This window comes from Collinsella sp. LCP19S3_B6 (genome assembly GCF_052121815.1).
In the GTDB taxonomy this organism is placed as follows: Bacteria; Actinomycetota; Coriobacteriia; order Coriobacteriales; family Coriobacteriaceae; genus Collinsella.
The window spans coordinates 1-25,461 of record NZ_JBQKDN010000022.1 but is presented as its reverse complement, the minus strand read 5'-3'; the positions used below and the strand labels follow the sequence as shown (position 1 = coordinate 25,461).

Here is a 25,461-nt window from a genome sequence, read left to right as displayed (position 1 = left end):
GATACAATACGGAGAGGCGCAGCGATGCGCTCGGCGGCCGCACGCCGGCCGAGTTCCGCGCCGCGCTGGGAAGGGCCGCGTAACGGTCCAAGAAATCGTCCGCAGTCCCCAGGCTCATTTGGGAAACCATATCCCGTTTCGAGCTCAAATTTCGGGTCGTAGTTTCCTAGAGAGGCCCCATCCGGAAAGCCCGTCCCAGAATTCGTCTGGATAGTGGGACACGCTTTCCGGAAGGCTGTTCCACCGTAACTTCGAAGAGTGGCTATGCGCTGCATGGCAGTGGCGCAAATCTGCTACACTAGTACAACATGCCTCCGTAGCTCAGGGGATAGAGCACCGCTCTCCTAAAGCGGGTGTCGACGGTTCGAATCCGCCCGGGGGCACCAGAGCAATATCGAGCCCGGTACCGCTGCGGTACCGGGCTCTTCTGGTTTAAAGGCATACCGTAGTTTTCGCTGCTTCGGATAAAGAAAGCGCCCGCTTGCTGGGGGAGCAAGCGGGCGCCTGTGAGCGAATATGTTTGCGGCATCAGCCGCTGTGGGCAATGTCTCGATGACTAGTTGGTCGTGCCGGAATCGTCGCCTGAATCGGTGCCAGAGCCAGAAATCGAAACCGTCAGCGTGATCGTGCTGTCGGTGGACTGCTTGCCAGTGGGGGAGACGCCCGTCACGGTGGCGTTTTCGTTACCACTCACGGGGTTGCCGTTCTGATCGCAGAATGCGATGTTGTAGAATCCGGCGTTGTTGAGCGCGGTGACGGCGGAGGAGATACTCTTGCCGTACAGGTTGCCCGGAACGTTTGCCTTGCCGGACTTCTTGGCGATGACGACGGTAATCGTGGCGCCGGGCTTTTGCTTACCGCTGGGGTTCCAGCTAATGACGGTGCCCTCGGTGACGGAATCGTTCTCCTGGTAGGTCACATCGACGCCGAAGCCGGCCATATCGAGGGCGTTGCGTGCCTGAGCCTCGGTCATGTCGGTCAGATCGGGAACGGAGGTGGTGTCGGGTCCACTCGAGACTTTGTACGAAATGGTCGTGCCCTTCTCGACTTCCTTGCCCGCATCGGTGCCCTGTTCAAAGACTTCGCCCTTTTCGGCCTCGTTGGCTTCCTCGGTGGCATTGCCCTTAAGGCCGACGCTTGCCAGTGCCGCCTCTGCCTGGTCCTTGGTCAGACCAACGAGCTGCGGGACATCAACCTTCTCGGAGGGCTTGGGACCCTTGGAGATTACCAGATTCACCTTGGTGCCCTTGGGCTTCTTGGTGTGACCGTTAGGAGTCTGCTCGACAACCTTTCCCTCGTCGACGTCGTCGTTGTAGCTCTGGTCAATGGTTCCGACGTCAAGGCCGGCATCCTTAATCAGTTCGACGGCGGTCTCCTGGTCCTTACCCAACACATCGGGAACCGGGACCTGCTCGCCGCCAAAGAGTCCGGTGGCAAAGGCCACGATGACGCCGATTACGGCTACCGCAGCAACTACGGCGGCGATGATCTTGTTCTTGTTGGATTTGGGCTGCTCGGTGGCGTAAGAGCCGGTTGAACCCGAGACGGAGCTGCGAGCGTTATTTTGTCCGCTTACGCCCGAGACGGGGCGTACCATGGCGCGCGTCTGGTCGGATAGCTCTCGGGTCTTGGTGGCACCCAGGTCGCCAACGGCGCCGATAACGCGCGTAGGCTCCGGCACGTTGACGGCGCGACCAGACAGGTAGCTGTTGAGCACCTGACGCAGCTCGTCGGCCGTCTGGAAACGGTTAGCCGGATCTTTTTCCATGCACTTGAGGATAATGCGCTCAAGATCGGCATCGACACCGGAGTTGATCTGGCTCGGCGGCACGGGCAGCTCGTTGACCTGCTTGAGTGCGACCGAGATGGCATCGTCGCCGTCGAAAGGCACGCGGCCGGTGGCGCACTCGTACATCACGACGCCCAGCGAGTAAATGTCCGAGGTGGGGCCTAGATCCTGCCCGCGGGTCTGCTCGGGGCTTACGTAGTGGGCGGTGCCCAAAACGTTGTTGTCCTGCGTAAGGTGGCTGTTCTTGGCGCGCGCGATGCCAAAGTCCATGACCTTGATGTTGCCGTCGGGCAGCACCATGATGTTCTGCGGCTTAATATCGCGGTGGATGATCTCGTGCTTGTGGGCGACCGAAAGCGCGGAGCTGATCTGCGAGCCGATCTGAGCGACCTTTTTGGGGTCAAGGGCGCCGTGGCTCTTGATGCCGCTCTTAAGGTCGGTGCCGCGCAGGTATTCCATGACGATGTAATAGGTGTCGCCGTCCTTGCCCCAATCGTAGACGCCGACGATATAGGGGGAGGAGAGGCCGGCGGCTGCCTGGGCCTCCTGCTTAAAGCGTGCGGCAAAGGTGGCGTCGCCGGCATATTGCGGCAGCATGATTTTGATAGCTACCGTGCGGTCGAGGACCTGGTCCTGTGCACGGTAGACGGTCGCCATGCCGCCCGTTCCTACCTTATCCTTGAGGAGGTATCTTCCCCCGAGGACCCTCTGTTCCATTCCTGCTCCTAACATGACTATTCGCTCAACGATGTGTGTAGTACCAAATTTGAGGCCGCTGGGGCCGTGTGGCGCATTGCCGCTAGCGTTATCGGCCGCGGCACGCCCCATGCTTGCGCATCGATCACGGGCATCACGCTCCCTGGGCGGCAAGTGCCGCGGTCAGGACGATGCCGGCGATCTTTGCCGCCTCGACGTCGTGCTTGTCGTAATCCTCCAAGGCTACCGAGATGGCGACCGTGGGTGAATCGTAAGGCGCAAAACCGACGAACATCGAGTTGACCTTGGTGCCGACGGTCTCGGCAGAGCCGGTCTTGCCGGCAACCTTGACGCCCGGAATCTGGGCATCGGTGCCGGTGCCGGATTGAACGACGTCGAGCATGGCCTGTTTGACCTGTTCGGCCGTGGTGGCGCTGACGGCCTGGCCCAGTGAGCGGGACTGCGTGGTCTTGACCACGGTTCCGTCTGGGGCGAGCACCTGGGCAACGAAGAACGGGTCCATGACGACGCCGCTGTTGGCGATGGCCGCCGCGATAACGGCGTTCTGCATGACGGTGGTCTGCGGGCCCGGCGTGTGGTCCATGCCGACGGGCTGGCCGGCGCCGGCCCAGGCAGTTTCCCACTCGGTCATGAGCGAGGGGTCGGCCATGATGGACGCCGCGGCGGTTAGGTCCTGACCGAGCTTTTGGCCATAGCCAAAGGCGTTGGCGAACTGTACGAGCGAGCTGGCGCCGACCTCGTTTGCCACCTGACCAAAGACGACGTTGGACGACACGGCAAAGGCCTGCTGCAGGCTAATCGTGCCGTAGCTCTCATTGGCGGAGTTGGTGACCGGTGCATTGCCGATATCCATGGAACCGGGCGCCTGATAAGTACTCGAAAGGCTTGCGGTGCCGGTCTCGAGTGCCGCCGAAAGCGTGACGACCTTAAACGTGGAGCCCGGAGTATAGAGGGCGTCCATGGCGCGGTCGTACATAGAACCATCCTCACCGCCGCCCGATTGCAGCAGGGCGTCGATGTTGGTGTTGTCGTAGGTGGGCGAGCTGGCGCATGCGAGCACCGCGCCAGTGCGCGGGTCCATGACCACAACGGCGCCCTTAAAGCCCTTGAGAGCCTGTTCGGCGGCCGTCTGGATGCGGGAGTCGATGGTAAGTTTGGCGGTGTTGCCCGGCTGGTTTTGGCCCGCGAGCGACGCGATGGCGTTGTTCCAGCTGGAGTAATCCTTGGAACCGGTGAGCGTGTCGTTCATCACGCTCTCGATGCCGGCGGTACCGTACTGCTGGCTCACATAGCCAACCACATGGGCGGCCAGGTTGCCGTTAGGGTAGGAGCGTACGTAGGTGCCGTCCTCCTGTTGCAGCGATTCGGCCAGCGTCACGCCGTCGGACGTGATGATGGAGCCGCGCTGGATGTACTTGGAACGGGCGATGGTGTGATTGTTGGTCGGCATATCCTGGTAATCCTTGGCCTTGATGACCTGGACATAGGTGAGGTTGCCGATGAGGATGGCGAACAGGGCCGTAAAGGCAAACACCGCGCGGGTTAGGCGGTTGGCGAGCGCCACGCGGCCGAGCACGCCAGATTCGGGCGTATCGAGCAGGCGACGACGCATGCGCGAGCCGGTGGAGTGGCTGCCACGGCCGTAGGAAGACGAAGAAGCGAAGCGCGTGCCGGCATGCGCCGCGGCAGAAGCGACCTGGTCGTCAGTGATGGCGGCCATGGTGCCGGTACCGGTGAGCTCGGCTTCGCGACCGGTGGCCTCATCGCCGGCGCGCAGCAAAAGCGCGACAATGATAAAGCTCGCCAGCAGCGAGGAGCCGCCCTGGCTCATAAAGGGCAGGGTGACGCCGGTCAGCGGAATCAGGCGGGTAACGCCGCCAACAATCAAGAAGGCCTGGAAGCTAATGGCGGCCGTGAGGCCCGTGGCGCTAAATGCGGCAAGGTCGGACTTAGCGCGGGCGGCCGTGGTCAGGCCTCGCACGGCAAAGAGCATAAACAGGACGAGTACGGCGCCGCCGCCCAAAAGGCCCATTTCCTCGCCGATGGCCGAGAAAATGAAGTCGGACTCGACGACGGGGATGTTATTGGCCATGCCATTACCGATGCCAACGCCGATAAGACCGCCGTCAGCCAACGAGAAAAGGGATTGCACAATCTGGTAGCCCTGGCCCTGGGCATCCTTAAAGGGGTCGGCCCAGATCTGGAAACGTACCTGGACATGCGACAGGAACTTGTAGGCGCCCACGGCACCCACTGCCAAAAGCGCAAGGCCGATGACGACATACGAGAAACGTCCCGTGGCGACGTAGAGCATCAGCAAGAAGATGGTGTAGAACAGCACAGCGGAGCCCAAGTCGCGCTCGAAGACAACGACCAGAAGGCATACACCCCACACAGCGAACAGCGGTAGCAGCAGGCGCAGGCGCGGGACCTTGAGGCCCAAGATCTTGCGATTGGAGATGGAGAGTAGCTCGCGGTTTTCGGCTAGGTATCCGGCCAAGAACAATACGATAAAAATCTTGGCGAACTCGCCGGGCTGGATGGTGAAGCCGGCGATGCGAATCCACAGCTTGGAGCCCGAAATGGTGGTGCCGATAAAGATGGGCAGCATCAGCAAGATGATGCCGATGATGCCAAAGGTGTACTTGTAGCGCATGACCACATCGAGATTCTTGATCATCGCGAGCGTGCCCACCATCAGTGCCACCGAGACAAACAGAATGACGAGCTGCGAGATGGCGAGGGCGGGTGCCAGACGCGTTACGAACGTGATGCCGATGCCCGAAAGCACAAAGACGATGGGCAGGATGGCCGGATCGGCACCGGGCGCCAGGATGCGCACGGCGATATGCGCCGCGGCGAAGGCGGCAAAAAGACCGATCGGCACGGCGAGCGTTTCAAACGAGATGGAAGCGCCTGCGGTGAGCACGTACATCGCATACAGCAGGATGACGGGGAACGCCGAGGCGATGAGCAAGAGCATTTCGGTGTTGCGGCGACTCATAAGCGGCACTCCCTTTCTAATTCTTATCGGAGGCTTCGGCCTCGGCGGACTGTTCGGCGGTTTTTTCGGAATTCGATTTGGAAGTCGATTCCTGGTCGGTGTTGTCGCGAATCGTTTGCGCGTCGATCACCTGGCGGGTCTGTTCCTCATCGATTTGATGACGGTACTTGGAGATAGTGTCCTGCGCGTCGTCGACACTCGTTTGCGGAATGCCTGCTTTCAGACGATTCTGCGTGTCTTCGGGTAGGTCGGATAGCTTGATGGCGGTCGTGCTCTCGAGCCAGTGCAGCTTAAGGCCGAGCGGCTTGCCGGGAATGCCCCGGTAGACCGCGACGGTGTCCTTGTAGGTGCCCAGGTAATACGAGCCGGTGACGCCCGCGTAGGCCCAGATGGCTGCCGCCAGCACAAAAGCGATGCCCAGGATGGCGGCAATGGTGACGTTGCGGCGGCGAACACGCTTCGCCTCGCGCATGACGCCGTCGTCGACCAGGTCCACAACGACTACCGTCACGTTGTCGTGGCCGCCGGCAGCGAGCGCGGCGTCTACCAGGTTGTCGACGCAAATCTGCGCCGTAGACGATTGCGTGGCGATGTTTTCGATTTCGCTATCGGGAATCATGCTCGAAAGGCCGTCCGAGCACAGGATCAGGCGGTCGCCCTCTTCGATGTGCAGGGTAAAGTGGTCGGCATACATGGCGGGGTCCGAACCCAGCGCACGTGTGATAACCGAGCGGTTGGGATGGACGCGCGCCTCGTCGGCCGTAATTTCGCCAGCGTCCACGAGCTCCTCCACATAGGAGTGGTCGCGGGTCACGCGGATGAGCGTGCCCTCGTGGAGCAGATAGGCGCGCGAGTCGCCCACGTGGGCGATGGCGAGCATGTCGTTTTCGATATAGGCGCAGGTCGCCGTGCAGCCCATACCGGGCTTGCCCAGGCCGTTGAGTGCGGCCTCGATGACGGCGGCGTTGGCAGCTTCGACGGCTGCGGCTAGGCGCGCGGCGTCGGCAGCCTGTGGCGCCGTCTTGGCGATGGTCTCGACCGCGATGGATGAGGCCACCTCGCCGGCGGCGTGACCACCCATGCCGTCGCACACGCAAAAGAGCGGCGACTGTACCAGGTAGGAGTCCTCGTTGTGCGGACGCACGCAGCCAACATCGGAGCGGGCGCCCCACATGAGTTGCGTGGTGGTGCCGGCATCGTAGGTCGAATCGGTCTCGATGCGCTCGTCGGCCAGCGGCTCAAAACTCATGGTCGAACCAGGGTCCTTGAGCTTGGCCTCCACGGCGGCGACATCAATCTCGGCCGTGTCGCCGGGCGAGACGGCGTTGGCCTCGTTGCTCGGGTCGTCGACTTTAGACGTGGCGGGCACTTCGGTTGTGTGGTCGGCAGGCTCTTCGTCTTGCGGGGCGACGGCTGCGGGCTCGGGTGCCGCGAAGTGCGCGGGCGCGGGCGTGCTGTGGGGCTGAGAGGCGTCCTCCGTCGCTGCGACGGGCATCTCTTCGGCCGTAGGCTGCACGGCCTCGGGCGCCGATGCGGCCGCGGGGGAGGATGCCGCCGCGGGTGCCGGTGTAGATGCGGGCTCGGGCGCTGCGGTGGGTGCTGGAACTACGGGAAACACCGGTGCCGTGGGCTCGGGGGCCAAAAACACCGCGGCGCTCTCATCGATTGCCGCGGCGACAGACTCGGCAAAGTGGGCCGGCGCAGGTGTAGTTTCCGGTGCCGAAGGTTGATCGGCAACGGCGTGCGCGCCGATGGGGGCATCGGTGGAATTATCTTCATCCTGGCCATCGGTGGGCATCGGATGGTCTTGCGTTACATGCGAAAGAGGCAGGGAGAACACGGTGTCCTCGGGCTCCACGGGCGCAGGGCCCGCCGGGGCGGCATGAGCCGGCACGGCCGCGGGGGCAGCCAGTGCCTCGGACATGGTTGCGGACTTGTTCTCCTCGTCGATCATCGACGGTTCACCTTCATGACCACGTCGCCAATCTGGACTTCGTCGCCCTCGCGCAGCGTTGCGGGCTCCACCAGCTGGCGGCCGTTAACAAGGGTGCCGTTGAGAGAGTTGAGGTCCTCGATAATAAGTGCCGGGCCCTGCAGCGAAAAACGCGCATGCGAGGCAGAGACAAACGGCTCGTTGATGCAGATGTCAGATGACGGCGAACGACCGACGATGACGGGGCCAAGCATATCCACGTGAATACCGCGGATGCCGCGCGGGCCCTTGTCCACATCGATCGTCCAGATGGCAGAGTCGCGGCGCTGGCCGCGCACGAGCCCCACGCCGGTCTTCATGACGGCGAACAAGAAGATATAAAGCAGGACGACCAGTACGATGCGGCCTGCAAAAAGGACGATATCGATGTTCATAAGCGATTAACCCCTAAATTCAAAGGTGCTCAGGCCAAACGTTAGCAGATCGCCGTTGCGCAGCGGGCAGCGCGTGATGCGGCGGTTGTTGACGAGCGTGCCGTTGGTGGAGTTGAGGTCCTCGATCGACCAGTCAGAGCCGGTAAAGGTGAGCTGGGCATGACGGCGCGACACGTTGGGGTCGCGCAGGGCGATGTCGGATACCGAGCGCTCACGACCGATGGTCACCTGCGCGGAGGTGATGTTGTGGCTCTCGCCGCTCACGACGTCGACGAGTTGGGCGAGCGGACGCTGCGGGGCGCGGGGGCTTGCCATGTTGGAGGCGATGCTGGTCGCAGCGCCAAGGCCCACGGCGGCGCCAGTGGCAGCCGCTCCGCCCATACCGGCAAGTGCGTCGCGCGAGACGGTTTGCGGCACAGGGATGGGGGCTGCGGGATCGGGGACATTGGGTGCAAAGGGGTCGGCCACAGCGAGCGGGTCGGGAGTGGCAGCGCGGGGTGTCGGCTGCTGCTGGGGCATGGCGGCCGGGTGTTGCTGCGGCGATGCAAACTGCTGCTGACCGGCGCGGGGGGCGCTTGCGGCACGGCTTGTGGCCGAGCTGTTCTGTCCCAGGCCATTTTGATAGGCGCGCTCTTCCTCGTACAGACGGCCGAGCGTGGGAGCGTCGACGTTCTCGGCAAAGACCGAGAACTTGCCGGCGCGCAGCTGAGGGTCGATCATAAAGCGAACAAGGGGCTCGCCGACAAAGACGTAGCGGCGTTTTTCGGCCTGCGCCTTCACAAACTCGCGCACCTCGCGCGAAAGCTCGGGATAGAACGGGGCAAGCATGGGATCGTCATCGGTGGCGATCAGGATGGTATAGAGCGCCGGCGCGGTGTTGACGCCGTTGATCACCAGAGTTTGATCCTCCATGTCGCGAGCAGCCTGCTTGGCAAGCTTCTTAAAGGAGAACGGGGCACGGGTGGCACCGAAGATGCCGGCCACGTGGTCCTCGAAGATGTTCAGGAAATTCACGAAAGATCACTCTCCGTATAGGTTCTTTGGTATCCGAGCAAATACAGGCATATCCCAACGATTATAGAGGATAGGATTCCCGCAACCGCCGCCTTGGCGACGACCGTGCCCGCAAGGCTGGCAATTTCCATATGGTGTGCAAGACAAAACGATACGGCCGAGCCGATACCGGCGACGGCAATTGCGACGATGGCGGCGAGGTTTGACCCCTGCTCGGCGCGCTTGGCATGGGCATTGAGCAGCAGCGACGTTGCCGCGGCTGCTGCTGCAATCAGTGCGAAGGCGGCCCAGAGGAACGTGTCGCCCAGCGCTGCGGCGACATTGCCAAGCCCCAGCACGCCTCCCGTAGGGAGGGCAGCTGCGGCCAGGCGGGCAAAAAGCGCGCCTATACCCGTGGCGGCAGCGGCGCTTGCCGGGCCGAGCCAAAACGCCGCGAAGCCCGCGGCGGCCCCGGCGGCAAGGATGGCGTCGCCGGTTAGACAACCTAGCGCAAGCGCGCAGGTGAGTGCCGCGCTCGCGGCCGCTTCGGTGCGTCCCCAGGCAATCCACCATCCGGACATGGCGGCGGCAAAAATGACCGCGACCGGCAGCATCGACAGGATGCCCTGCGCCTGCATGGTGGCGTTGGCCATGAGCACCAAAAAGCCCACGGCCGAGATAGCCGAGCCGATCTGCGGTGCCAAGCCTGCCGCCGCGCCAATAGCGATGGCCGCGGCGACCAGCCCGGGAAGCGCCGCGACGCCCGCTGTCTGCATAAGCAAAAAGCTGAAGGTTGCACACGTTAGCGCCGAGATACCGCGCATGGTGTAATCGCGCGCGCAGCTCCAGCGCGTGCCCGCCCAACCGAGCGCGGGGTCAACTTCGATGGCGTTATCCTCGTAAGGCAGCGACTCCATATCGTCTGCCGCGTGCTCGTCGTCCGAAAGCTCGCTTACCATCTGCTCCAAGCTGCGACGGCCTTCGCGCACGCTCCCCAAGCCGGCAAGGAGTTGGTCGCAGAATGCCTCGATGCTATCGGGGCGGTCTTGCGGCATAGGGGAGAGGGCGCTCATGAGCGCTGCCTCGGCTCCCGGGGGAAAGTGCGGGATCAGCTCGCTGGGGTAGGTGGCGCCGCCGATGATGCGGTCGAGCGAGTCGGCAGGCGTTGCCGCCATAAAGGGGGCGCTGCCGCACAGGCTCTCGTAGATCACGCAGGCAAGGGCAAAGACATCGGCGCGCTCGTCGACCGTGCCGGTCTCGATATCGAGCTGTTCGGGCGGCATGTAGCCGATGGTGCCGCCGCGCGATCCGCCAAAGCCGCCGGCAGATGACAGCCGCGCCATGCCAAAGTCGGTGAGCTTTACATTGCCCGAGTGGTCAATGAGCACATTGGCGGGCTTTATGTCCAGATGAAGCACGCCGTTTGCATGGGCAAAGGTGAGCGCCTGACCCAATGCGTCGGCAATGGTCGCTGCCTCGTCAAAGGTGAGCGAGTGGCCGTCCACGCGATGCAAAAACTCGGCCAGCGACATGCCGTCGACATACTCCATGACCAGGTAGGCATAGGCGGTGTCATGCGTAAAGTCGATAACCTGCACGATATTGGGATGTTGAAGCATGGCGGCGGTATGTGCCTCGCGCAGTACATCCATGATGTCGCTGGCGGGCATGCCGGAGCCGTTGATAAGAGGGATGCGCTTAATGGCCACGCGACGACGCAGGTGCGTGTCGCGGCAAATCTCGATGGAGCCAAAACCACCGGTCGCAAGCGTCTCGAGCGGCTGGTACCGCTTGAGCAGCTCGCGAGAGCTGGTGCCCTCCAAAGGGACGTCCGGCGAGAACCGGGCGGTATGTTGCGAGAAAAGCGGCATGGCCAACCCTCGTGCGTTTAAAGTTCGTTTGCGAGCGGCGGGCGCGGGGCCGAGCCATTCGCGGTGGCATAGATGCTGCTAGTGTAGCACGCTCTGGTGCATGGGGAGGATAGCGGGATGCGAGGCTGCCTGTCTGACTTGGCCTTAGCGCTTCTTCTTGCCCTTCTTCTGCTTGCACTGCTTGCCCTTGTTGTCCTGGGGCTTGTCTGCCTTGTCTCCCTGCTTGGCCTCGGCTGCAGCCTTCTCGGCCTTCATTTTCTTCTTCTTGGTCTCGATGCGGAGCTTTTTGTTGATGCGCGCCTTAAGGAAGGAGCCAAACTGCTCGGCGTCGCCGCGAACAAAGGTGTCCTTGGGGATCGTCACGCCCTGGTCTGCGAACATGGCAACAAAGATGCGCTCGCCGTCGAGTACGTGGTCGAGCTTCTCAAACGGGAAGAACTGCGACTTGCCGCTCTTGCCCCAAACCATCAAGCCGTCCTCGTTGGCGGCGACGCGGCGATAGCGGCCACCCATGGACTTGTCGGCCTCGACGGCGTCGATAAAGTCGCGGGCGAGCGTGTGGTGCAGGTTTTTGCTCCACCAGGCCAAAAAGGCGCCGAACACGATCAGGACGACGCCAAACTTGATCCAGTTGCCGCCGGCCACCAACATGCCGATGCCGAGCAGCGCGGCAATTGCCGCGGCGACATACAGCGAGCCGCGACGCCTGGGCGAGGCGACCAAGCGGGCGAAGTCGGTGACGAGGTCGTTTTCGTACTGATACTCGTTGAGGTACAGGATGCCGTCGTCGGCTGCTGCCTGTTTCTCGAGCGCGACCTCGACCTGGTCGGCTGCTTCGGAGGGAACGAGGTTGCTCTCTGCGTCTGCCATGCTCTTTGGACTCCTATCGCGGCGGGCTCGCCGTACGGGTTATTATGAGTGCAGTATGCCGTGCGACCGCATGGCCGTCGCGGCAACAAAACTCAGTATACCCGGGGGAGCACCCATGGAATCGTTGTACCGAAAGTATCGCCCGCTCACCTTCGACTCCGTGGTGGGCCAGCAGCATATCGTCTCGACGCTCGAGCACGCCATCACCGAGGGACGCCTGTCCCACGCGTACCTGTTCTGCGGACCGCGCGGCACGGGCAAGACCACCATGGCGCGCATTCTGGCCAAGGCGCTGCTATGCCGCAATGCCGAGGCGGCGCGCGCCGAGGGCGCAAGCGGCTGCATGCCCGACGGCACTTGCGAAGAGTGCGAGCTCATCGCCGAGGGCAACCACCCCGATGTCTACGAGCTCGATGCCGCAAGCCGTACGGGCGTGGACAATGTGCGCGAGGAGATCATCAACTCCGTTAACTTTGCCCCGGTGCGTGGCAAGTACAAGATCTATATCATCGACGAGGTCCATATGCTCACGACGGCGGCGTTTAACGCGCTGCTCAAGACGCTCGAGGAGCCGCCGGCGCACGTGATCTTTGTGTTGTGCACCACCGATCCGCAAAAGATTCTGGAGACCATCCTCTCGCGCTGCCAGCGCTTCGATTTCCACCGCATCGGCAACGAGGATATCGAGCATCGCCTGTCCTACGTGTGCGAGCAGGAGGGCTTCGATTACGACGACGAGGCGCTGGCCATCGTGGCGCGCCATGCCAAGGGCGGCATGCGCGACGCGCTTTCCACGCTGGAGCAGCTGAGCGTTTTTGGCAACGGCGCCGTGCATGCGGACGATGCCCGCTCGCTTTTGGGCGAGGTTTCGGACCAGATCCTGGGCGAGTTTGCCCGTGCCATCGCCGAGCGTGATATTGCTGAACTCTATGGGCTCATTCGCGCACAGGTCGAGGAGGGCAATGACCTGCTTGAGCTGACGCGCGACCTGGTGGCGCACGTGCGCGACGTGTATGTGGCCTGCGTTGCCGGTACCCGTGCCGAGCTGTTTGAGGGCGGGGCCGAGCAGGCCGAGGCGCTTGCTGCCGAGGCCGCTGCCTTTGGCGGGCATCCGGCCGACCGTCTGGCCCGCGTGCTGACAGTGCTCGACGATGCCGCGTTGGAGATGAGGGGTGCGAGCGACGTGCGCCTGGTGCTCGAGATCGCCTGCACGCGCCTGGCACGTCCCGAGGCCGATCTGACCATTGAGGCCCTGGCCGAGCGCGTGGCACGCTTGGAGGCCATGGTCGCCAACGCCGCGGTGCCGGCGAGCGTGGCTGCTGCTGGTGCTGCGCCTGCGGCTGTCGCGGCTGCACCTGTGGCGACACAACAACCGACGCTGATTTCGGGTGCCCGAGCTGCCGCTCCGACGGCATCTGCCGCTCCCGCCGCTGCGTCTGCGCGCCAGGGCGGCATGCCTTGGGATCGCGGCGCCGCCGCTCCGGCGGCCCAGCCCGCTCCGGCCCCCAAGCCCGCTGCGCCTGCGCCTCAGCCTGCCCCGGCTCCGATGCCCCAGCCCACCGCCGCTTCGGCTCCCGTACCTGCCGCTGCGCCGGCGCCTAAGCCCCAGCCCAACACTGCCGCTCAGGTTGCTGCCGCCGGCGCCGCCGAGACCCCTGCGGTCGAGGATGCCGGCGAGCTCCAGCGCAAATGGGTCGAGGTCGTCGAGCGCGTCAAGGCCCAACAACCTTCTTATGCGGCTCTCCTGTTGAACGCTCGCGCTACGGCAGACGATGGTTCTAAGCTCACGGTCTCGTTCCCTACGGCATTTGCTATCAAGATGCTCGGGCGTGCTGATACACAGGCGGTGTTTTTGCCGACAGTCAGTGCGGTCTTCGGTCGTCGCACCGTCGACTATGTCCTGGATGGGGGTGTCAGGCCGGCTCCTCAACATGAGGAGCTTTCTCCATCTGCACGGGCTGTGGCATCTGCGGACCCGCAACCCGTGTCCTCGGCGGCCCCTGTATCCTCGAGCGCCAGCGCGCCGCAGCAGCAAGCAGCACCGGTAGCGGCACCGACCCCGTCGGTGACTGAACCCGCCGTGCCCAAACCGGCTGCTCCGATTCCCGCGTCCAAGCCCGCTGCCGCGCCTGCACCCAAGTCATCCGACCTGGCCAAGGCCCCTTGGCTGCGCTCCGACAACCCTGCCGGTGCTCCTGCCACGGGCAAGCTCCCGACCGAGCCCGCGCCCCGAGTGTCCGAGTGCGCGTCTGCTCCCAAGATTCAGCCGTCTGTACAGGCTGCGCCATGGGAATCCGAGCAGGTACCCTACGACGACGCCATGGTCGGCGGCTTCGCCGGCGATGCGAACGGGGAAGATCTTCCTCCGTTCGACATGCCTGCCGCGGCGCCTGCGCCCAGCCCTGCCGCTTCGGCCGCAGCTCCCGCGGCTGCGACGTCCGCTCCTGCAAGTGACGACGCCCTCGCTGCCCCTTGGGAGTCCAATCCCGGCGCCGGCAGCCCCTTCGGTCACCAGGGCGCAGCCCCGGGCATCCCGCAGACCGAGGACGAGGCCAAAGCCCTCATACGTAGTGTCTTTGGCCAGTCCACCATCTTCAAGCCGGTGGAGTAACTATGCGGGCGGGTATATACGCCGAGTTGTGAGACCTTGCATAATTCGACCTTGCATAGTCTTGGGCGGCGCGTCACGCTAGAGGACATGTACATCGACTGAGTTAGCGCGACCGCCCCGCTCGTTTGCCCCGCGCCGTGGTACGATTTTTGAGTTTGAAAGTCCCGCCGTGCCCGGCTGCCCTTGCAGCTTGTCGCGCGACCACACGTAAAGGAGCCATCATGGCCGGTATGAACATGCAGCAGATGATGAAGCAGGCCCGCAAGATGCAGGAGCAGCTTGCCGCCGCGCAGGAGAACCTCAAGTCCCAGACCGTCGACGCTTCTGCCGGCGGCGGCATGGTCAAGGTGACCGTTAACGGCGAGATGGAGCTCGTCAACCTCACCATCGACCCCGATGCGCTCGATCCCGAGGACGTCGATATGCTGCAGGACATGATTATGGCTGCCGTCAACGAGGCCGTCCGCGGCGTCAACGAGCTCGCCAACAAGCAGATGGGCGCCATCGCCGGCGGCCTCAACATCCCGGGCATGCCGTTCTAAGACGCGCACATATATGAGTGCCAACCATAGTCTGCAAAAACTGCTCGATGAGCTGGGCCGTCTGCCGGGCATTGGCCCCAAATCGGCCCAACGCATCGCCTACTACCTGCTCGAGGCCGACGCCGAGGAGGCGCGCCGCCTGGCCGAGGCCATTCTAGAGGTTAAGCAGGAAGTGCATTTTTGCAGCCGCTGCTTTAATTACGCCACCGCTGACGAGTGCTCCATCTGCCAAGACTCGATGCGCGACACCACCCGCATTTGCGTGGTGGGTGAGCCGCGCGATGTCCAGGCGATTGAGCGCACGGGCAGCTACCACGGCCTCTACCACGTGCTGGGCGGCGTGATCAGCCCCATGGACAAGATCGGCCCCGAGCAGCTGCACATCCGCGAGTTGCTGGCGCGCTTGGGCCACGAGGACATCCACGAGGTCATTATCGCCACCAACCCCAACATTGAGGGCGAGACCACGGCGAGCTACCTTGCCCGCACCATCAAGCCTCTGGGCGTCGAGGTGTCGCGTCTGGCGAGCGGCCTGCCCGTGGGAGGCGACCTGGAGTATGCTGACGAGCTTACGCTCGGCCGTGCTATCGAGGCCCGTCGTGCGATCTAGGCGGCGTCAGCTCCGCGGCATGTCCCGTCGGCCTGCCGCACGGGGCGCTCATAATTGGGCACGCGTTCATGCATTTGTTGTACAACAAACCCGCTTTTCATCCGCTTATCGCGTGGATGGGTCCACTCGCACCTCGTATTTGCCCATTCGTTGCACAACCTTTTGGGTTCGCTGATACACTCAAATGTGGATATGAAAGAATGCGCCGCTTTTAAGCGGCGTGTTTTTGTTGGAGGAGAACGCATGCGGCCCGCTAGCACTCAGACAAAGCATGGCGCCGCGGTGCGCATTCGACGCCGGCTGGGCCTGGCGCCTCGGGCGTACGTGCTGCTGTCTTGCTCGCTCGTGCTGGTCATAGCCGGTGTTTCGGCTTATGGCATGACGGTGCCGTCCATGGTACAGGCGCATGCTGAGCGCGAGCTGCATATTGGGCGCAAGGCCAAAAGCGACTTGGGAACGACAACCGGATATGCGTGGGCGAGCGTGGTCTCGCATGTTGTGTTCGGTGGCGACGATGCGGACAGTCCAGAAACATCGGACAACGAGGTTACGCTGGCAAACGGCAAGACCATCGTGCTCACCAACACCAAGGTCATTACGAAGCTTTCCAACAACAGTGTGGCTTCTGTCGTCAATAAGGCCGAGCAGCAGAAGGGGCAGGACGCCCAACAGGCAGGCCAGCCCGGCGGTTCGGGTTCGTCTGGCTCCAGCTCCGATTCGTCGGGCGGCGGTTCCGGTTCGGGCTCCGCCTCTGGCGGTGGATCTTCGAGTGATGGCTCGACGGACGGCGGTGCCGGCGGCGACACGGGCTCGGGTGGTCTCTCGGCTGCCGAGGAGGAGAGTATTCACAGCTGGCTCGTGACCAAATACAACATGCTCGATGGCTATGTCGCCCGCGCCAACAGCGTGGTTTCGACCTATAACGCTACGGGCGATACCGGACCGTGCGATAGCCTGACCAACGATATGTTTGTCATCCGTGCCGAGTTTGGCCGGCAAACGTTTTCTCCCAAGTCAAAGTGGTATCAGCAATACGCCAACCTATGGGGTTGCTACACCAATCTGTGCCAATGGGTGGGGCATTATGGCGATGACGACGTCGCGCTCAACAACTTCAATACCAAAGTGGCGGCGATCGCCCTATGACGAATAGCCTTGCTTCTGTGGCAACCCAGTCGCTCAGCCGTGACCCTATGGTGGGCCTGCGCCTGGCGCGCGTTGGAGGGTTTGAGCCCTCCATTGCGCTGGGCCCGGACGAGCTTCCCGCCTACCTGCGCCGTTTTACGATGCTGTTTGCCGATGACGCCACCATGCGCCGCGGCGGTATCGGCCGTGTGACGCGTGCCGTCAACGCGCAGGGCGAGGCCGTGGCACTCAAGCAGCTCATCTTGCCAACGCGCGACGAATTTGATGACGATGTCGCCCACGAGGCGCTGGTCACCAAGTTCAAGGCGGCGTTTCGCGAGGAATATGAATGCCATCGCGCCCTTTCGGGCCTTAGAGGCTTTCCCCGCCTGTATGGATGGGGCGAGGTTGACGGCGTGCCCGCGATTGTCATGGAGTGGGTCGAGGGCGAGACGCTCGCTCGCCTGCGCTCGCGCCTTGCCGTGGACGAGGCCGGGCGTCTGTCGCCGCTCGTGGCGGCGCGCCTGGGTCGCGACCTGTTCGATCTGCTCTGCCGCATGAGCTTGGTAGGCGAGGGGTTCGTCCATCGCGATATCTCGCCCGCTAATATTATGGTGCGCACGGCGCGCCTGCCGCTCGACCGACAGCTTGCCGAAGGCACCTTCGACCTGTGCTTGATCGACTTTGGCTCTTCGCTGGCGCTCGAGCCCGCCTCTGCGGTGGCCGGCACCGGCGGCAAGGCGTCGTTTACCGAGCGCTATGCCACGTTGCGCCGCGCGACGGTGGCCTACGCCCCGCCCGAGATGCTCACCGACGATATCCCCGACCTGCGCATGCTTCGCATGTCGCCGGCAATCGATGTGTATGCAGCGGCGAGTACGGTCTACGAGCTCATCGCCGGTGTCGCGCCGTACGAAGTAGCGCCGGGTGCGTCGGGTACTTCGGGCTCGCGCAAAAAGACGTGCGATATCGCCAGCCCTTATCGCCTCAAGATGGATACGCTGCCCGATTATCCCGTTGGCGCCCACGCGCCCGGCTGCGACTTGACGCAACTGCTGCGACGCGAGCCCGATGTGGCACTTGCCGCGGCCGAACAGGCTCAGCAGTTGGGACTCGATCCAAATTCCGAGGATCTGCGCGATGCGCTGGCGTTTGTCGATGCCCAGTTGTTCGACGTGGTCATGGCCTGCCTGTCCTGCCATCAGGAAGATCGTCCCGAGCCGGCTGCGGTGGAGGCGGCGCTCTCGGCATTTTGCGACCACTATGCGCAAAATGTCGCCCGCTCGCTTCGGGCCGAGCCGCTCATGCCGTGCCCGATGGAGGTATCGGGGCACACGGCCCGGCGTGCGGCGATGGTTGGTGCGACGGCGGTATGCGGCGTGCTTTGGGCTGTGGTCGTGGTATCAGCTGCGCTGTTGGCGTCGGGCGCCCATGTGACGCTCGTCGTAGGACCGCTTATGTGGTCCGGGAAGCTGCCGGCCATTATCGCCGCACTGGCGTTGGCACCGCCGGGCATGGTGGGCATCGCTGCCGGCGCCATGGCACAAGATCGTCGCACGGGGTTCCTGCAAGGCGTACTGGCGCTTTCTGCCTGCGAGGTTCCGGTGCTGATCGCGGTTGCATGCACCGTGTTTTCCCAACGCGCCGTAGCGAGCGGCTTCGTTGCCGCCTTAATTGCAACCTATGCGCTCACGTGGTTTTTGCTGGCGATGGGGTTTGCCTTTGAGCTTCCCGTCGTGTCAGCGCGACGTGCGAAAATTTCCATGGCGACGCCGCTTGCCGGCGGAGCCGCGGCTGCTCGCGCCTTTGGCGGGCCGGCCGAAGTATCCGACACTATCTCTGCGACCAAGGAGGGCTAAGCCATGGCTTCTCAAGCTGAGCTCACCCCGTGCGGGGCAATGTTTGACATCTTTAAGCGCGCAGCGCACCTGAGCCATATCGAACTGTGCGGCCTGGTGCTCTCGAGCCGCCCGCTCGTCGACGGCCGTAGTCCGCAGAGCCGTGCTGCCGATCGCTCTTGGGTTTCGCGCTTTATCGTGCGCGCGCCGGTCGGCACGCTGCAGGAACGTTATTTTGCCGATTACGGCACCTCGGCCGCGCGCATTCTGTCGCAGCTGGCCCTGCGCCGCCGCAATCCCATGGACGCCGCGGCCGTGACCAACATGGTGTGCGGCCCCGCTGGCGAGCCCATGGTGCGGGCACTCGAGGAATGCCATCAGGACACGAATCTCTATCGCAATGCGCTCGAGCGCCTGTCGCAGGCGGCTGAGCTCATGCCCGCCGAGCGCGCCGAGGCCATCCTGGTGCTGTTTGTCGCCGTGGGCTGCTCGGCAGATGTCCGCTCGTCGGTGACCTATGCCCTCGACTACGCTCATGCGACCTGTGGCGGCGCCACGTCGACGCCGCGCTCGCTGAGCACCTCGACGGTCACGGGCGAGCACGAGGCGCCTGCGCACCCGTTGGGACTGCTGCGCGTGCAAAACGGCTACGTGGTGAGCGCCCCGCGCTGGATTCAGCCGAGTGAGGAGGGCGTCGAGATCGGCGCGCTGGCGACGGGGGAGGGCGATATCACCGATGTGGGCGATGACGTTTCGGCTCGCCATGCCCACGTGTGGTGCGATGGCCAAAATGTCTGGTACGTCGAGGACCTGTCGTCCACCAACGGAACTGTGGTGGTAAACGGCGCGACGAACGTCTGCACCCAGGTCGAGCCCGGCCGCTCCGCTCAGCTCAACCCCGGTGACGAGCTCAGGCTCGGAGAATCCACGACCTACGCCATCCTCCTCGGCGCCCTCTGACTCATCTCCTAAATAAGTTGCGGTGAAATAGGGACTGTTTAAGGCTACGGCCGGCAAAAACAGTCCCTATTTCACCGCAGCTGCCATTTGGTCCCTCGGTGACGGAAGGATTATTTTTGCCCTTGATGGTCGCTCGGAGTAAACCTTTACCGCCCGCCTATATTTGTCGAAATTACACTTGACGGCGGGGTACAATAAACCCGCATGCGGATTTCCGTTGCGGGCGCTTCCCATCACCGGGGCGTGCCCGGGAGCATCCGGCATGCGGCCTTTGCGGCGCTCGATCATGTGCAAGACGGGTAGCTGGGCCTGTGGAGCGCGTGCAGCCCTCCTCGCCTCGGCATGCCTTCTCTCCACGCCATGTACCTGCTGCTGAGTCCGCCTGTCAGATGACTGGAAGCAACAGCGAAAATCCCATCACGCCAACATCCCGGTAATCGCCGGGGCCTGTATACCTATATGAGAGGAGAGGGGTATATGGCGCGTAAGTTTAAGTCTATGGACGGCAACGAGGCGGCCGCATATGTTTCGTATGCGTACACCGAGGTAGCGGGAATTTATCCCATTACGCCGTCCAGCCCGATGGCCGACCATGTCGACCAGTGGGCGGCCCAGGGTCGCAAGAACATCTTTGGCACCCCGGTCAAGGTCGTCGAGATGGAGTCCGAGGCGGGTGCAGCCGGTACCGTTCACGGTTCGCTGGGCGCCGGTGCTCTGACCACCACCTACACGGCTTCTCAGGGCCTGCTCCTGATGATCCCGAACATGTACAAGATCGCGGGCGAGCAGCTCCCGGGCGTCTTCCACGTCTCCGCGCGTTGCGTCGCTTCCCACGCCCTGAACATCTTTGGCGATCACTCCGACGTCATGGCCTGCCGCCAGACCGGTTTCGCCATGCTCGCCGAGGGCAACGTCCAGGAGGTCATGGACCTCTCGCCGGTGGCTCACCTTGCCGCCATCGAGGGTAAGACCCCGTTCCTCAACTTCTTCGACGGCTTCCGCACCAGCCACGAGATCCAGAAGGTCGCCATGTGGGACTACAAGGATCTTGCCGAGATGTGCGACATGGACGCCGTCCAGGCTTTCCGCGACCACGCGCTCAACCCTGAGCACCCGCACACCCGCGGCAGCCATGAGAACGGCGACATCTTCTTCCAGAACCGCGAGGCCTGCAACAAGGTCTACGACGAGCTCCCTGCCGTCGTCGAGGGCTACATGAAGAAGATCAACGAGAAGCTCGGCACCGATTACGGCCTGTTCAACTACTACGGCGCTCCCGATGCCGATCGCGTCGTCGTGTGCATGGGCTCCTTCTGCGACGTGCTCGAGGAAGTCATCGACTACCTCAACGCTCACGGTGAGAAGGTCGGCCTGGTCAAGGTTCGCCTGTTCCGTCCGTTCTCCATCAAGCACTTCGTGGACGTTCTCCCCGAGACCGTCCAGAAGATCGCCGTAATGGACCGCACCAAGGAGCCGGGTTCCATCGGCGAGCCGCTCTACCAGGACGTCGTCTCCGCTCTCTACGAGGCCGGCAAGACGGGTATCAAGGTCGTCGGCGGCCGTTACGGCCTGGGCAGCAAGGACACGCCTCCCGCGTCCGCGTTTGCCGTCTTCGAGGAGCTCAAGAAGGACGAGCCCAAGCGCGAGTTCACCATCGGCATTGTCGATGACGTGACCAACCTGAGCCTGCCCGAGGCCGAGGATGCGCCCAACACCGCAGCTCCCGGCACCATCGAGTGCAAGTTCTGGGGTCTGGGTGGCGACGGTACCGTCGGCGCCAACAAGAACTCGATCAAGATCATCGGCGACCACACCGACAAGTACGTTCAGGCCTACTTCCAGTACGACTCCAAGAAGACCGGCGGCGTTACCGTCTCGCACCTGCGCTTTGGCGATTCCCCGATCCGCTCGCCGTACTACGTGACCAAGGCCGACTTTGTCGCTTGCCACAACCCCAGCTACATCGTCAAGGGCTTCAAGATGGTCCGCGACGTCAAGCCTGGCGGCACCTTCCTGGTCAACTGCCAGTGGAGCGACGAGGAGTTCGCCGAGCACATGCCCGCCGTGGCCAAGCGCTACATCGCGAACAACAACATCAACGTCTACCTGATCGACGCTATCGACCTGGCCGCCAAGGTTGGCATGGGCAAGCGCACCAACACGGTGCTCCAGTCCGCCTTCTTCGCGCTGGCCAAGGTCCTGCCCGCCGAGGACGCCCTGCAGTACATGAAGGACGCGGCTACCAAGTCTTACATGAAGAAGGGCCAGGCCATCGTCGACGCCAACCACAAGGCCATCGATGCCGGCGCTACCGCCTTCCGTAAGTTCGAGGTTCCGGCCGACTGGGCTACCGCCGAGGACGCCGCTCCTGTCGAGCTTTCCGAGGAGACCAAGTCCGCTATCGCCCAGCAGGTCAAGAACCTGCTCGAGCCCATCGATCGCATGGATGGCGACAGCCTGCCCGTTTCTGCCTTTGTCGATTGTGCCGACGGTCAGTTTGAGCTGGGCGCCTCCGCATACGAGAAGCGCGGCGTCGCCGTGGTCGTTCCTCACTGGGACGAGACCAAGTGCATCCAGTGCAACCAGTGCGCCTATGTGTGCCCGCATGCCACCATCCGTCCGTTCGCGATGACCGAGGACGAGGCTGCCGCCGCGCCCGAGGCTACCCGTACGCTCGACGCCATGGGTCCCAAGGCCAAGGGCATGAAGTTCACCATGGCCGTGTCCCCGCTCGACTGCATGGGCTGCACCAACTGCGTCAAGGTCTGCCCCAAGGGCGCCCTCGAGATGGCTCCCGCCGAGCAGGAGATGGATCAGCAGCCCGTTTGGGACTACATGGTCAAGAACGTCTCCGAGAAGAAGGAGCTCATCGCGGCCAACGTCAAGGGCAGCCAGTTTAAGCAGCCCTACCTGGAGTTCTCCGGCTCCTGCGCCGGCTGCGCCGAGACCGCTTATGCACGTCTGGTGACCCAGGTCGCCGGCGACCGCATGTTCATCTCCAACGCCACCGGCTGCTCCTCCATTTGGGGCAACCCCGCTGCCACCGCTCCTTACTGCAAGGACAAGGACGGTCACGGCCCGGCGTGGAACAACTCCCTGTTCGAGGACAATGCTGAGCACGGTCTGGGCATGGCCATCGGTTACGAGGCCGTCCAGAATAAGCTGATCGCCGCCACCCAGGAGCTCATCGCCGCTGACGGTCCGTCCGACGAGCTCAAGGCCGCCGGTCAGGCTTGGATCGACTCCGTCAACGACGTCGAGGCCTCCAAGACTGCTGCTGCCGCCTACGTTGCCGAGCTCGAGAAGTGCGGCTGCGACGCTTCCAAGGCGATCCTCGCCGACAAGGCTTACCTCACCAAGAAGTCCTTCTGGATCTTCGGTGGCGACGGTTGGGCCTACGACATCGGCTTCGGTGGTCTGGACCACGTCCTGGCTTCTGGCCACAACGTCAACGTCTTCGTCTTCGACACCGAGGTCTACTCCAACACCGGCGGTCAGGCCTCCAAGGCTTCGAACCTGGGCCAGGTTGCTCAGTTCGCCGCTGCCGGCAAGGTGACCAAGAAGAAGTCTCTGGCCGAGATCGCTATGAGCTATGGTTACGTCTACGTGGCGCAGGTTGCCATGGGCGCCAACCCGGCTCAGACTCTCAAGGCCATCCACGAGGCCGAGGCCTATGACGGCCCGTCCCTCATCATCGGCTACAGCCCCTGCGAGATGCACTCCATCAAGAAGGGCGGCATGCAGAACTGCCAGGCCGAGATGAAGAAGGCTGTCGAGTGCGGTTACTGGAACCTCTTCCGCTTCAACCCCGAGGCTGCTGCCGGCAAGAAGTTCTCGCTCGATTCCAAGGAGCCCGCGGGCGGCTATCAGGAGTTCCTGATGAACGAGGCCCGTTACGCTTCGCTGACGCGTTCCTTCCCCGAGCGCGCCGAGGAGCTCTTCAAGGAGAACGAGCAGGCCGCTATGGACCGCTACGCTCACCTGCTGAAGCTCAAGACGGTGTACAACGAGGCCTAGGTCTCCCACCGCAGGATCTGAGGGCTAACCTTCGCGGACGTCCTCGGACATGAAAGAACCCCCGCTGCGCACTACGTGCGGCGGGGGTTCTTTCGTCCTGCGGAATGTCCGCGAAGGTTAGCCCTCAGATCCTGCTACGACTACGTCCTCGGATTGTGGGGCTGAATGAAGGACGTGGCTGAGGGGGCCTTTTGTCCCCTTCGCTGTTTCGCGGCTTTGCCGCAAAACCTCGCGCCACTTTGGGGATGGATGGAGGTTTTGGCTGTTGTTGCCTTCTATCCCCGTGCTTTGGGGCTGATTGCTTTTTTGAGCTCATCTATATTCCTTATGCTGGATGAAAAGCCCCATGTTTTTGTTGGGGTGCATACTCGTCTTATAAATGTATAGAATCTCGTATAGTGCGAGTAAGATATTGCGCTGTCTGTTTTGTGTTTAGCAAAGATATAGTTTGCATAATCTGGTCTAATCCCTGCTATATCAAAATAAAGTCGCACGTAAATAGCTTAGATATGCATGAGCTGGGCAACTTTACGCTGAACGGGTAAAAACGACCGTTCACCGTTCAACTGTTTTCAAAATGAATAAAATGAGCGATAAAGAGAATATAAACCTTAATAAACTCGCGTATTGCACGGACGTGGGTTATTAATGGGATGTAGGCCTTTTACAGAAAGGATTCCAGCAATGTCTAAGCCTCTTGGCAAGCCCGATCGTATTGTCGTCGCCCTTGGCGGCAACGCCCTCGGCAACAACCCCGTCGAGCAGATCGAGGCCGTGAGCAACACCGCCCACGCACTCCTTGGTCTCATCGAGCAGGGTAACGAGATCATCATCACCCACGGCAACGGCCCGCAGGTCGGCATGATCCAGAATGCCTTCGCCGCCGCCCACGACGCCATCGGCACCCCCGAGATGCCGCTGCCCGAGTGCGGCGCCATGTCCCAGGGCTACATTGGTTATCACCTGCAGCAGGGCATCGGCCGCGAGATGCACAAGCGCTATAAGCGTTGGCACGCCGCCACCGTCGTCACCCAGATCGAGTGCGATCCCGACGATCCCGCGTTCAAGAACCCGACCAAGCCGATCGGCCCCTTCTACACCGAGGAGCAGGCCAAGGAGTTCATGGCCGAGGATCCCTCCAAGGTCTTCGTCGAGGATTCCGGCCGCGGCTGGCGCCGCGTCGTCGCCTCCCCCGATCCCAAGAAGATCGTCGAGGCCGACTCCATCCTCAACCTGCTCGACAACGAGTTCATCGTCATCGCCTGCGGTGGCGGCGGCATCCCCGTCGTCCGCGACTACGAGAACAAGGGTTGCTACAAGGGCGTTCCCGCCGTCATCGACAAGGACCTGGGCGGCGAGCTGCTGGCCGAGGACTGCGACGCCGACGTCCTGTTCCTGCTGACCGCCGTTGAGCATGTCGCCATCAACTTTGGCAAGCCCAACCAGGAGGAGCTCGAGGACCTCACCGCCGACGAGGCCGAGCGCCTGGCCGACGAGGGCCAGTTCGGTAAGGGTTCCATGGAGCCCAAGGTCCGCGCTGCCATCAAGTTCGCCCGTTCCCGCAAGGGCCGCACCTGCATCATCGGCGCCCTGGACAAGGCCGCCGAGACCATGGCCGGCCTCTCCGGTACCCGCATCCACGAGTAGCCTCTACTCTGTTGCCTCTCTTGTGGGCGCCAGGCAAAGCGCCCACAAACTAGCCTCTCTTCATGAGCCCCGCAGTCCGCTCCGACTGCGGGGCTTTTGCTATTGAGGTGACTGTTCATGAGAAGCGCTGAAGACCGCGGAAACCCGGCACTTGGGGACGTTCCTTTTCTGCCGGCATCTTGGGACAGTCCTTTTCGGCAGCGCGAGCGGTCGTCTGCAAAGACGGCTTATAGGACAAAATGTGTGTCCACGTTGGGGGCATCGGCGCAGGTCGATGCCCCTTTTTCAGCCGTTTAAATTCCGTGCCCGCTTTTAACCGCTCGGACAGAATGTGTGTCCGGTTGCCTATCGTTACCGCAGGTAGATAACCTTTTCCGGAACCGTTAAACACCCTTTCGGAAGAGGTGCCCATGAAGGCCGTTTATTGCCCCTACTGCGGCGGTCGGACCAAGCGCAACGGCAGGACCTCATCGGGGTCCCAGCGGTGGAGGTGCACGGCC

Annotated in this window: 16 protein-coding genes and 1 tRNA gene; 10 read left to right on the top strand and 7 right to left on the bottom strand. The window is 62.8% G+C overall.

Features of this window, described 5'->3' with window-relative positions:
* The first annotated feature begins 310 nt into the window (after positions 1-310).
* Positions 311-386 (top strand) — tRNA-Arg (locus ACTQWD_RS07745).
* Positions 387-556: 170 nt separating this feature from the next.
* Here the strand turns inward: ACTQWD_RS07745 and pknB are convergent.
* The 7 genes from pknB to ACTQWD_RS07710 all read right to left on the bottom strand — a co-directional run bounded on the left by pknB (position 557) and on the right by ACTQWD_RS07710 (position 11,611).
* Positions 557-2,506, bottom strand: a complete 1,950-nt coding sequence (pknB, locus tag ACTQWD_RS07740; protein WP_427795137.1) for a Stk1 family PASTA domain-containing Ser/Thr kinase — start codon at positions 2,504-2,506, stop codon at positions 557-559.
* A 133-nt stretch (positions 2,507-2,639) separates the two neighbouring features.
* On the bottom strand, positions 2,640-5,510 hold the full coding sequence (locus tag ACTQWD_RS07735) for an FtsW/RodA/SpoVE family cell cycle protein (protein ID WP_427719320.1): 2,871 nt from the start codon (positions 5,508-5,510) through the stop codon (positions 2,640-2,642).
* 16 nt (positions 5,511-5,526) lie between these two features.
* Positions 5,527-7,464: a Stp1/IreP family PP2C-type Ser/Thr phosphatase gene (locus ACTQWD_RS07730; protein WP_427727389.1), complete on the bottom strand. Its 1,938-nt coding sequence runs from the start codon at positions 7,462-7,464 to the stop codon at positions 5,527-5,529.
* A complete protein-coding gene (locus tag ACTQWD_RS07725; RefSeq protein WP_055250779.1) occupies positions 7,461-7,877 on the bottom strand; it encodes an FHA domain-containing protein in 417 nt (138 codons plus the stop codon). Before ACTQWD_RS07725 ends, ACTQWD_RS07730 begins: the two co-directional genes overlap by 4 nt.
* Positions 7,878-7,883: 6 nt before the next feature.
* The gene (locus tag ACTQWD_RS07720; protein ID WP_427719325.1) at positions 7,884-8,891 is read right to left on the bottom strand and encodes an FhaA domain-containing protein; all 1,008 of its coding nucleotides are present in this window, start codon (positions 8,889-8,891) and stop codon (positions 7,884-7,886) included.
* Positions 8,888-10,741 carry a serine/threonine-protein kinase gene (locus ACTQWD_RS07715; protein WP_441559669.1) on the bottom strand — a complete coding sequence of 618 codons (1,854 nt, stop codon included), beginning with the start codon at positions 10,739-10,741 and terminating at the stop codon, positions 8,888-8,890. Before ACTQWD_RS07715 ends, ACTQWD_RS07720 begins: the two co-directional genes overlap by 4 nt.
* Positions 10,742-10,885: 144 nt before the next feature.
* Positions 10,886-11,611 (bottom strand): hypothetical protein, encoded by a 726-nt coding sequence (locus tag ACTQWD_RS07710; RefSeq protein WP_427719328.1) that lies wholly within the window; start codon positions 11,609-11,611, stop codon positions 10,886-10,888.
* Positions 11,612-11,726: 115 nt separating this feature from the next.
* Between ACTQWD_RS07710 and dnaX the strand changes: the two genes are divergently transcribed.
* From dnaX to ACTQWD_RS07665, 9 genes are all read left to right on the top strand, one after another.
* Positions 11,727-14,222, top strand: a complete 2,496-nt coding sequence (gene dnaX / locus ACTQWD_RS07705) for a DNA polymerase III subunit gamma/tau (RefSeq protein WP_441559668.1) — start codon at positions 11,727-11,729, stop codon at positions 14,220-14,222.
* Positions 14,223-14,443: 221 nt separating this feature from the next.
* Positions 14,444-14,764: a YbaB/EbfC family nucleoid-associated protein gene (locus ACTQWD_RS07700; RefSeq protein ID WP_427719331.1), complete on the top strand. Its 321-nt coding sequence runs from the start codon at positions 14,444-14,446 to the stop codon at positions 14,762-14,764.
* A 13-nt stretch (positions 14,765-14,777) separates the two neighbouring features.
* Positions 14,778-15,374, top strand: coding sequence for a recombination mediator RecR (gene recR, locus ACTQWD_RS07695; protein WP_099432550.1), 597 nt, complete (start codon positions 14,778-14,780; stop codon positions 15,372-15,374).
* Positions 15,375-15,617: 243 nt separating this feature from the next.
* Positions 15,618-16,520 (top strand): hypothetical protein, encoded by a 903-nt coding sequence (locus ACTQWD_RS07690; RefSeq protein ID WP_441083519.1) that lies wholly within the window; start codon positions 15,618-15,620, stop codon positions 16,518-16,520.
* Positions 16,517-18,358: a serine/threonine protein kinase gene (locus ACTQWD_RS07685; protein WP_441559667.1), complete on the top strand. Its 1,842-nt coding sequence runs from the start codon at positions 16,517-16,519 to the stop codon at positions 18,356-18,358. The genes ACTQWD_RS07690 and ACTQWD_RS07685 overlap by 4 nt, the downstream gene beginning before the upstream one ends.
* Before the next feature lie 3 nt (positions 18,359-18,361).
* Entirely contained in the window at positions 18,362-19,297 is a 936-nt protein-coding gene (locus tag ACTQWD_RS07680) for an FHA domain-containing protein (RefSeq protein ID WP_441559666.1), read from the top strand.
* A gap of 477 nt (positions 19,298-19,774) precedes the next feature.
* Positions 19,775-23,314, top strand: a complete 3,540-nt coding sequence (gene nifJ, locus ACTQWD_RS07675) for a pyruvate:ferredoxin (flavodoxin) oxidoreductase (protein WP_441559665.1) — start codon at positions 19,775-19,777, stop codon at positions 23,312-23,314.
* Positions 23,315-23,998: 684 nt separating this feature from the next.
* Entirely contained in the window at positions 23,999-24,961 is a 963-nt protein-coding gene (gene arcC / locus ACTQWD_RS07670) for a carbamate kinase (RefSeq protein WP_006235166.1), read from the top strand.
* Between the two features lie 410 nt (positions 24,962-25,371).
* Positions 25,372-25,461, top strand: a 90-nt coding sequence (locus ACTQWD_RS07665) for a transposase-like zinc-binding domain-containing protein (protein WP_441559670.1), incomplete at its 3' end; no start/stop codon positions are given.

Coding starts and splice junctions, on each gene's coding strand:
- ACTQWD_RS07730 (WP_427727389.1), bottom strand. CDS start 7,464: ATGATCGACGAGGAGAACAAGTCCGCAACCATGTCCGAGGCACTGGCT.
- ACTQWD_RS07700 (WP_427719331.1), top strand. CDS start 14,444: ATGGCCGGTATGAACATGCAGCAGATGATGAAGCAGGCCCGCAAGATG.
- nifJ (WP_441559665.1), top strand. CDS start 19,775: ATGGCGCGTAAGTTTAAGTCTATGGACGGCAACGAGGCGGCCGCATAT.
- dnaX (WP_441559668.1), top strand. CDS start 11,727: ATGGAATCGTTGTACCGAAAGTATCGCCCGCTCACCTTCGACTCCGTG.
- ACTQWD_RS07735 (WP_427719320.1), bottom strand. CDS start 5,510: ATGAGTCGCCGCAACACCGAAATGCTCTTGCTCATCGCCTCGGCGTTC.
- arcC (WP_006235166.1), top strand. CDS start 23,999: ATGTCTAAGCCTCTTGGCAAGCCCGATCGTATTGTCGTCGCCCTTGGC.
- ACTQWD_RS07680 (WP_441559666.1), top strand. CDS start 18,362: ATGGCTTCTCAAGCTGAGCTCACCCCGTGCGGGGCAATGTTTGACATC.
- recR (WP_099432550.1), top strand. CDS start 14,778: ATGAGTGCCAACCATAGTCTGCAAAAACTGCTCGATGAGCTGGGCCGT.
- ACTQWD_RS07685 (WP_441559667.1), top strand. CDS start 16,517: ATGACGAATAGCCTTGCTTCTGTGGCAACCCAGTCGCTCAGCCGTGAC.
- pknB (WP_427795137.1), bottom strand. CDS start 2,506: ATGGAACAGAGGGTCCTCGGGGGAAGATACCTCCTCAAGGATAAGGTA.
- ACTQWD_RS07725 (WP_055250779.1), bottom strand. CDS start 7,877: ATGAACATCGATATCGTCCTTTTTGCAGGCCGCATCGTACTGGTCGTC.
- ACTQWD_RS07690 (WP_441083519.1), top strand. CDS start 15,618: ATGCGGCCCGCTAGCACTCAGACAAAGCATGGCGCCGCGGTGCGCATT.
- ACTQWD_RS07715 (WP_441559669.1), bottom strand. CDS start 10,741: ATGCCGCTTTTCTCGCAACATACCGCCCGGTTCTCGCCGGACGTCCCT.
- ACTQWD_RS07710 (WP_427719328.1), bottom strand. CDS start 11,611: ATGGCAGACGCAGAGAGCAACCTCGTTCCCTCCGAAGCAGCCGACCAG.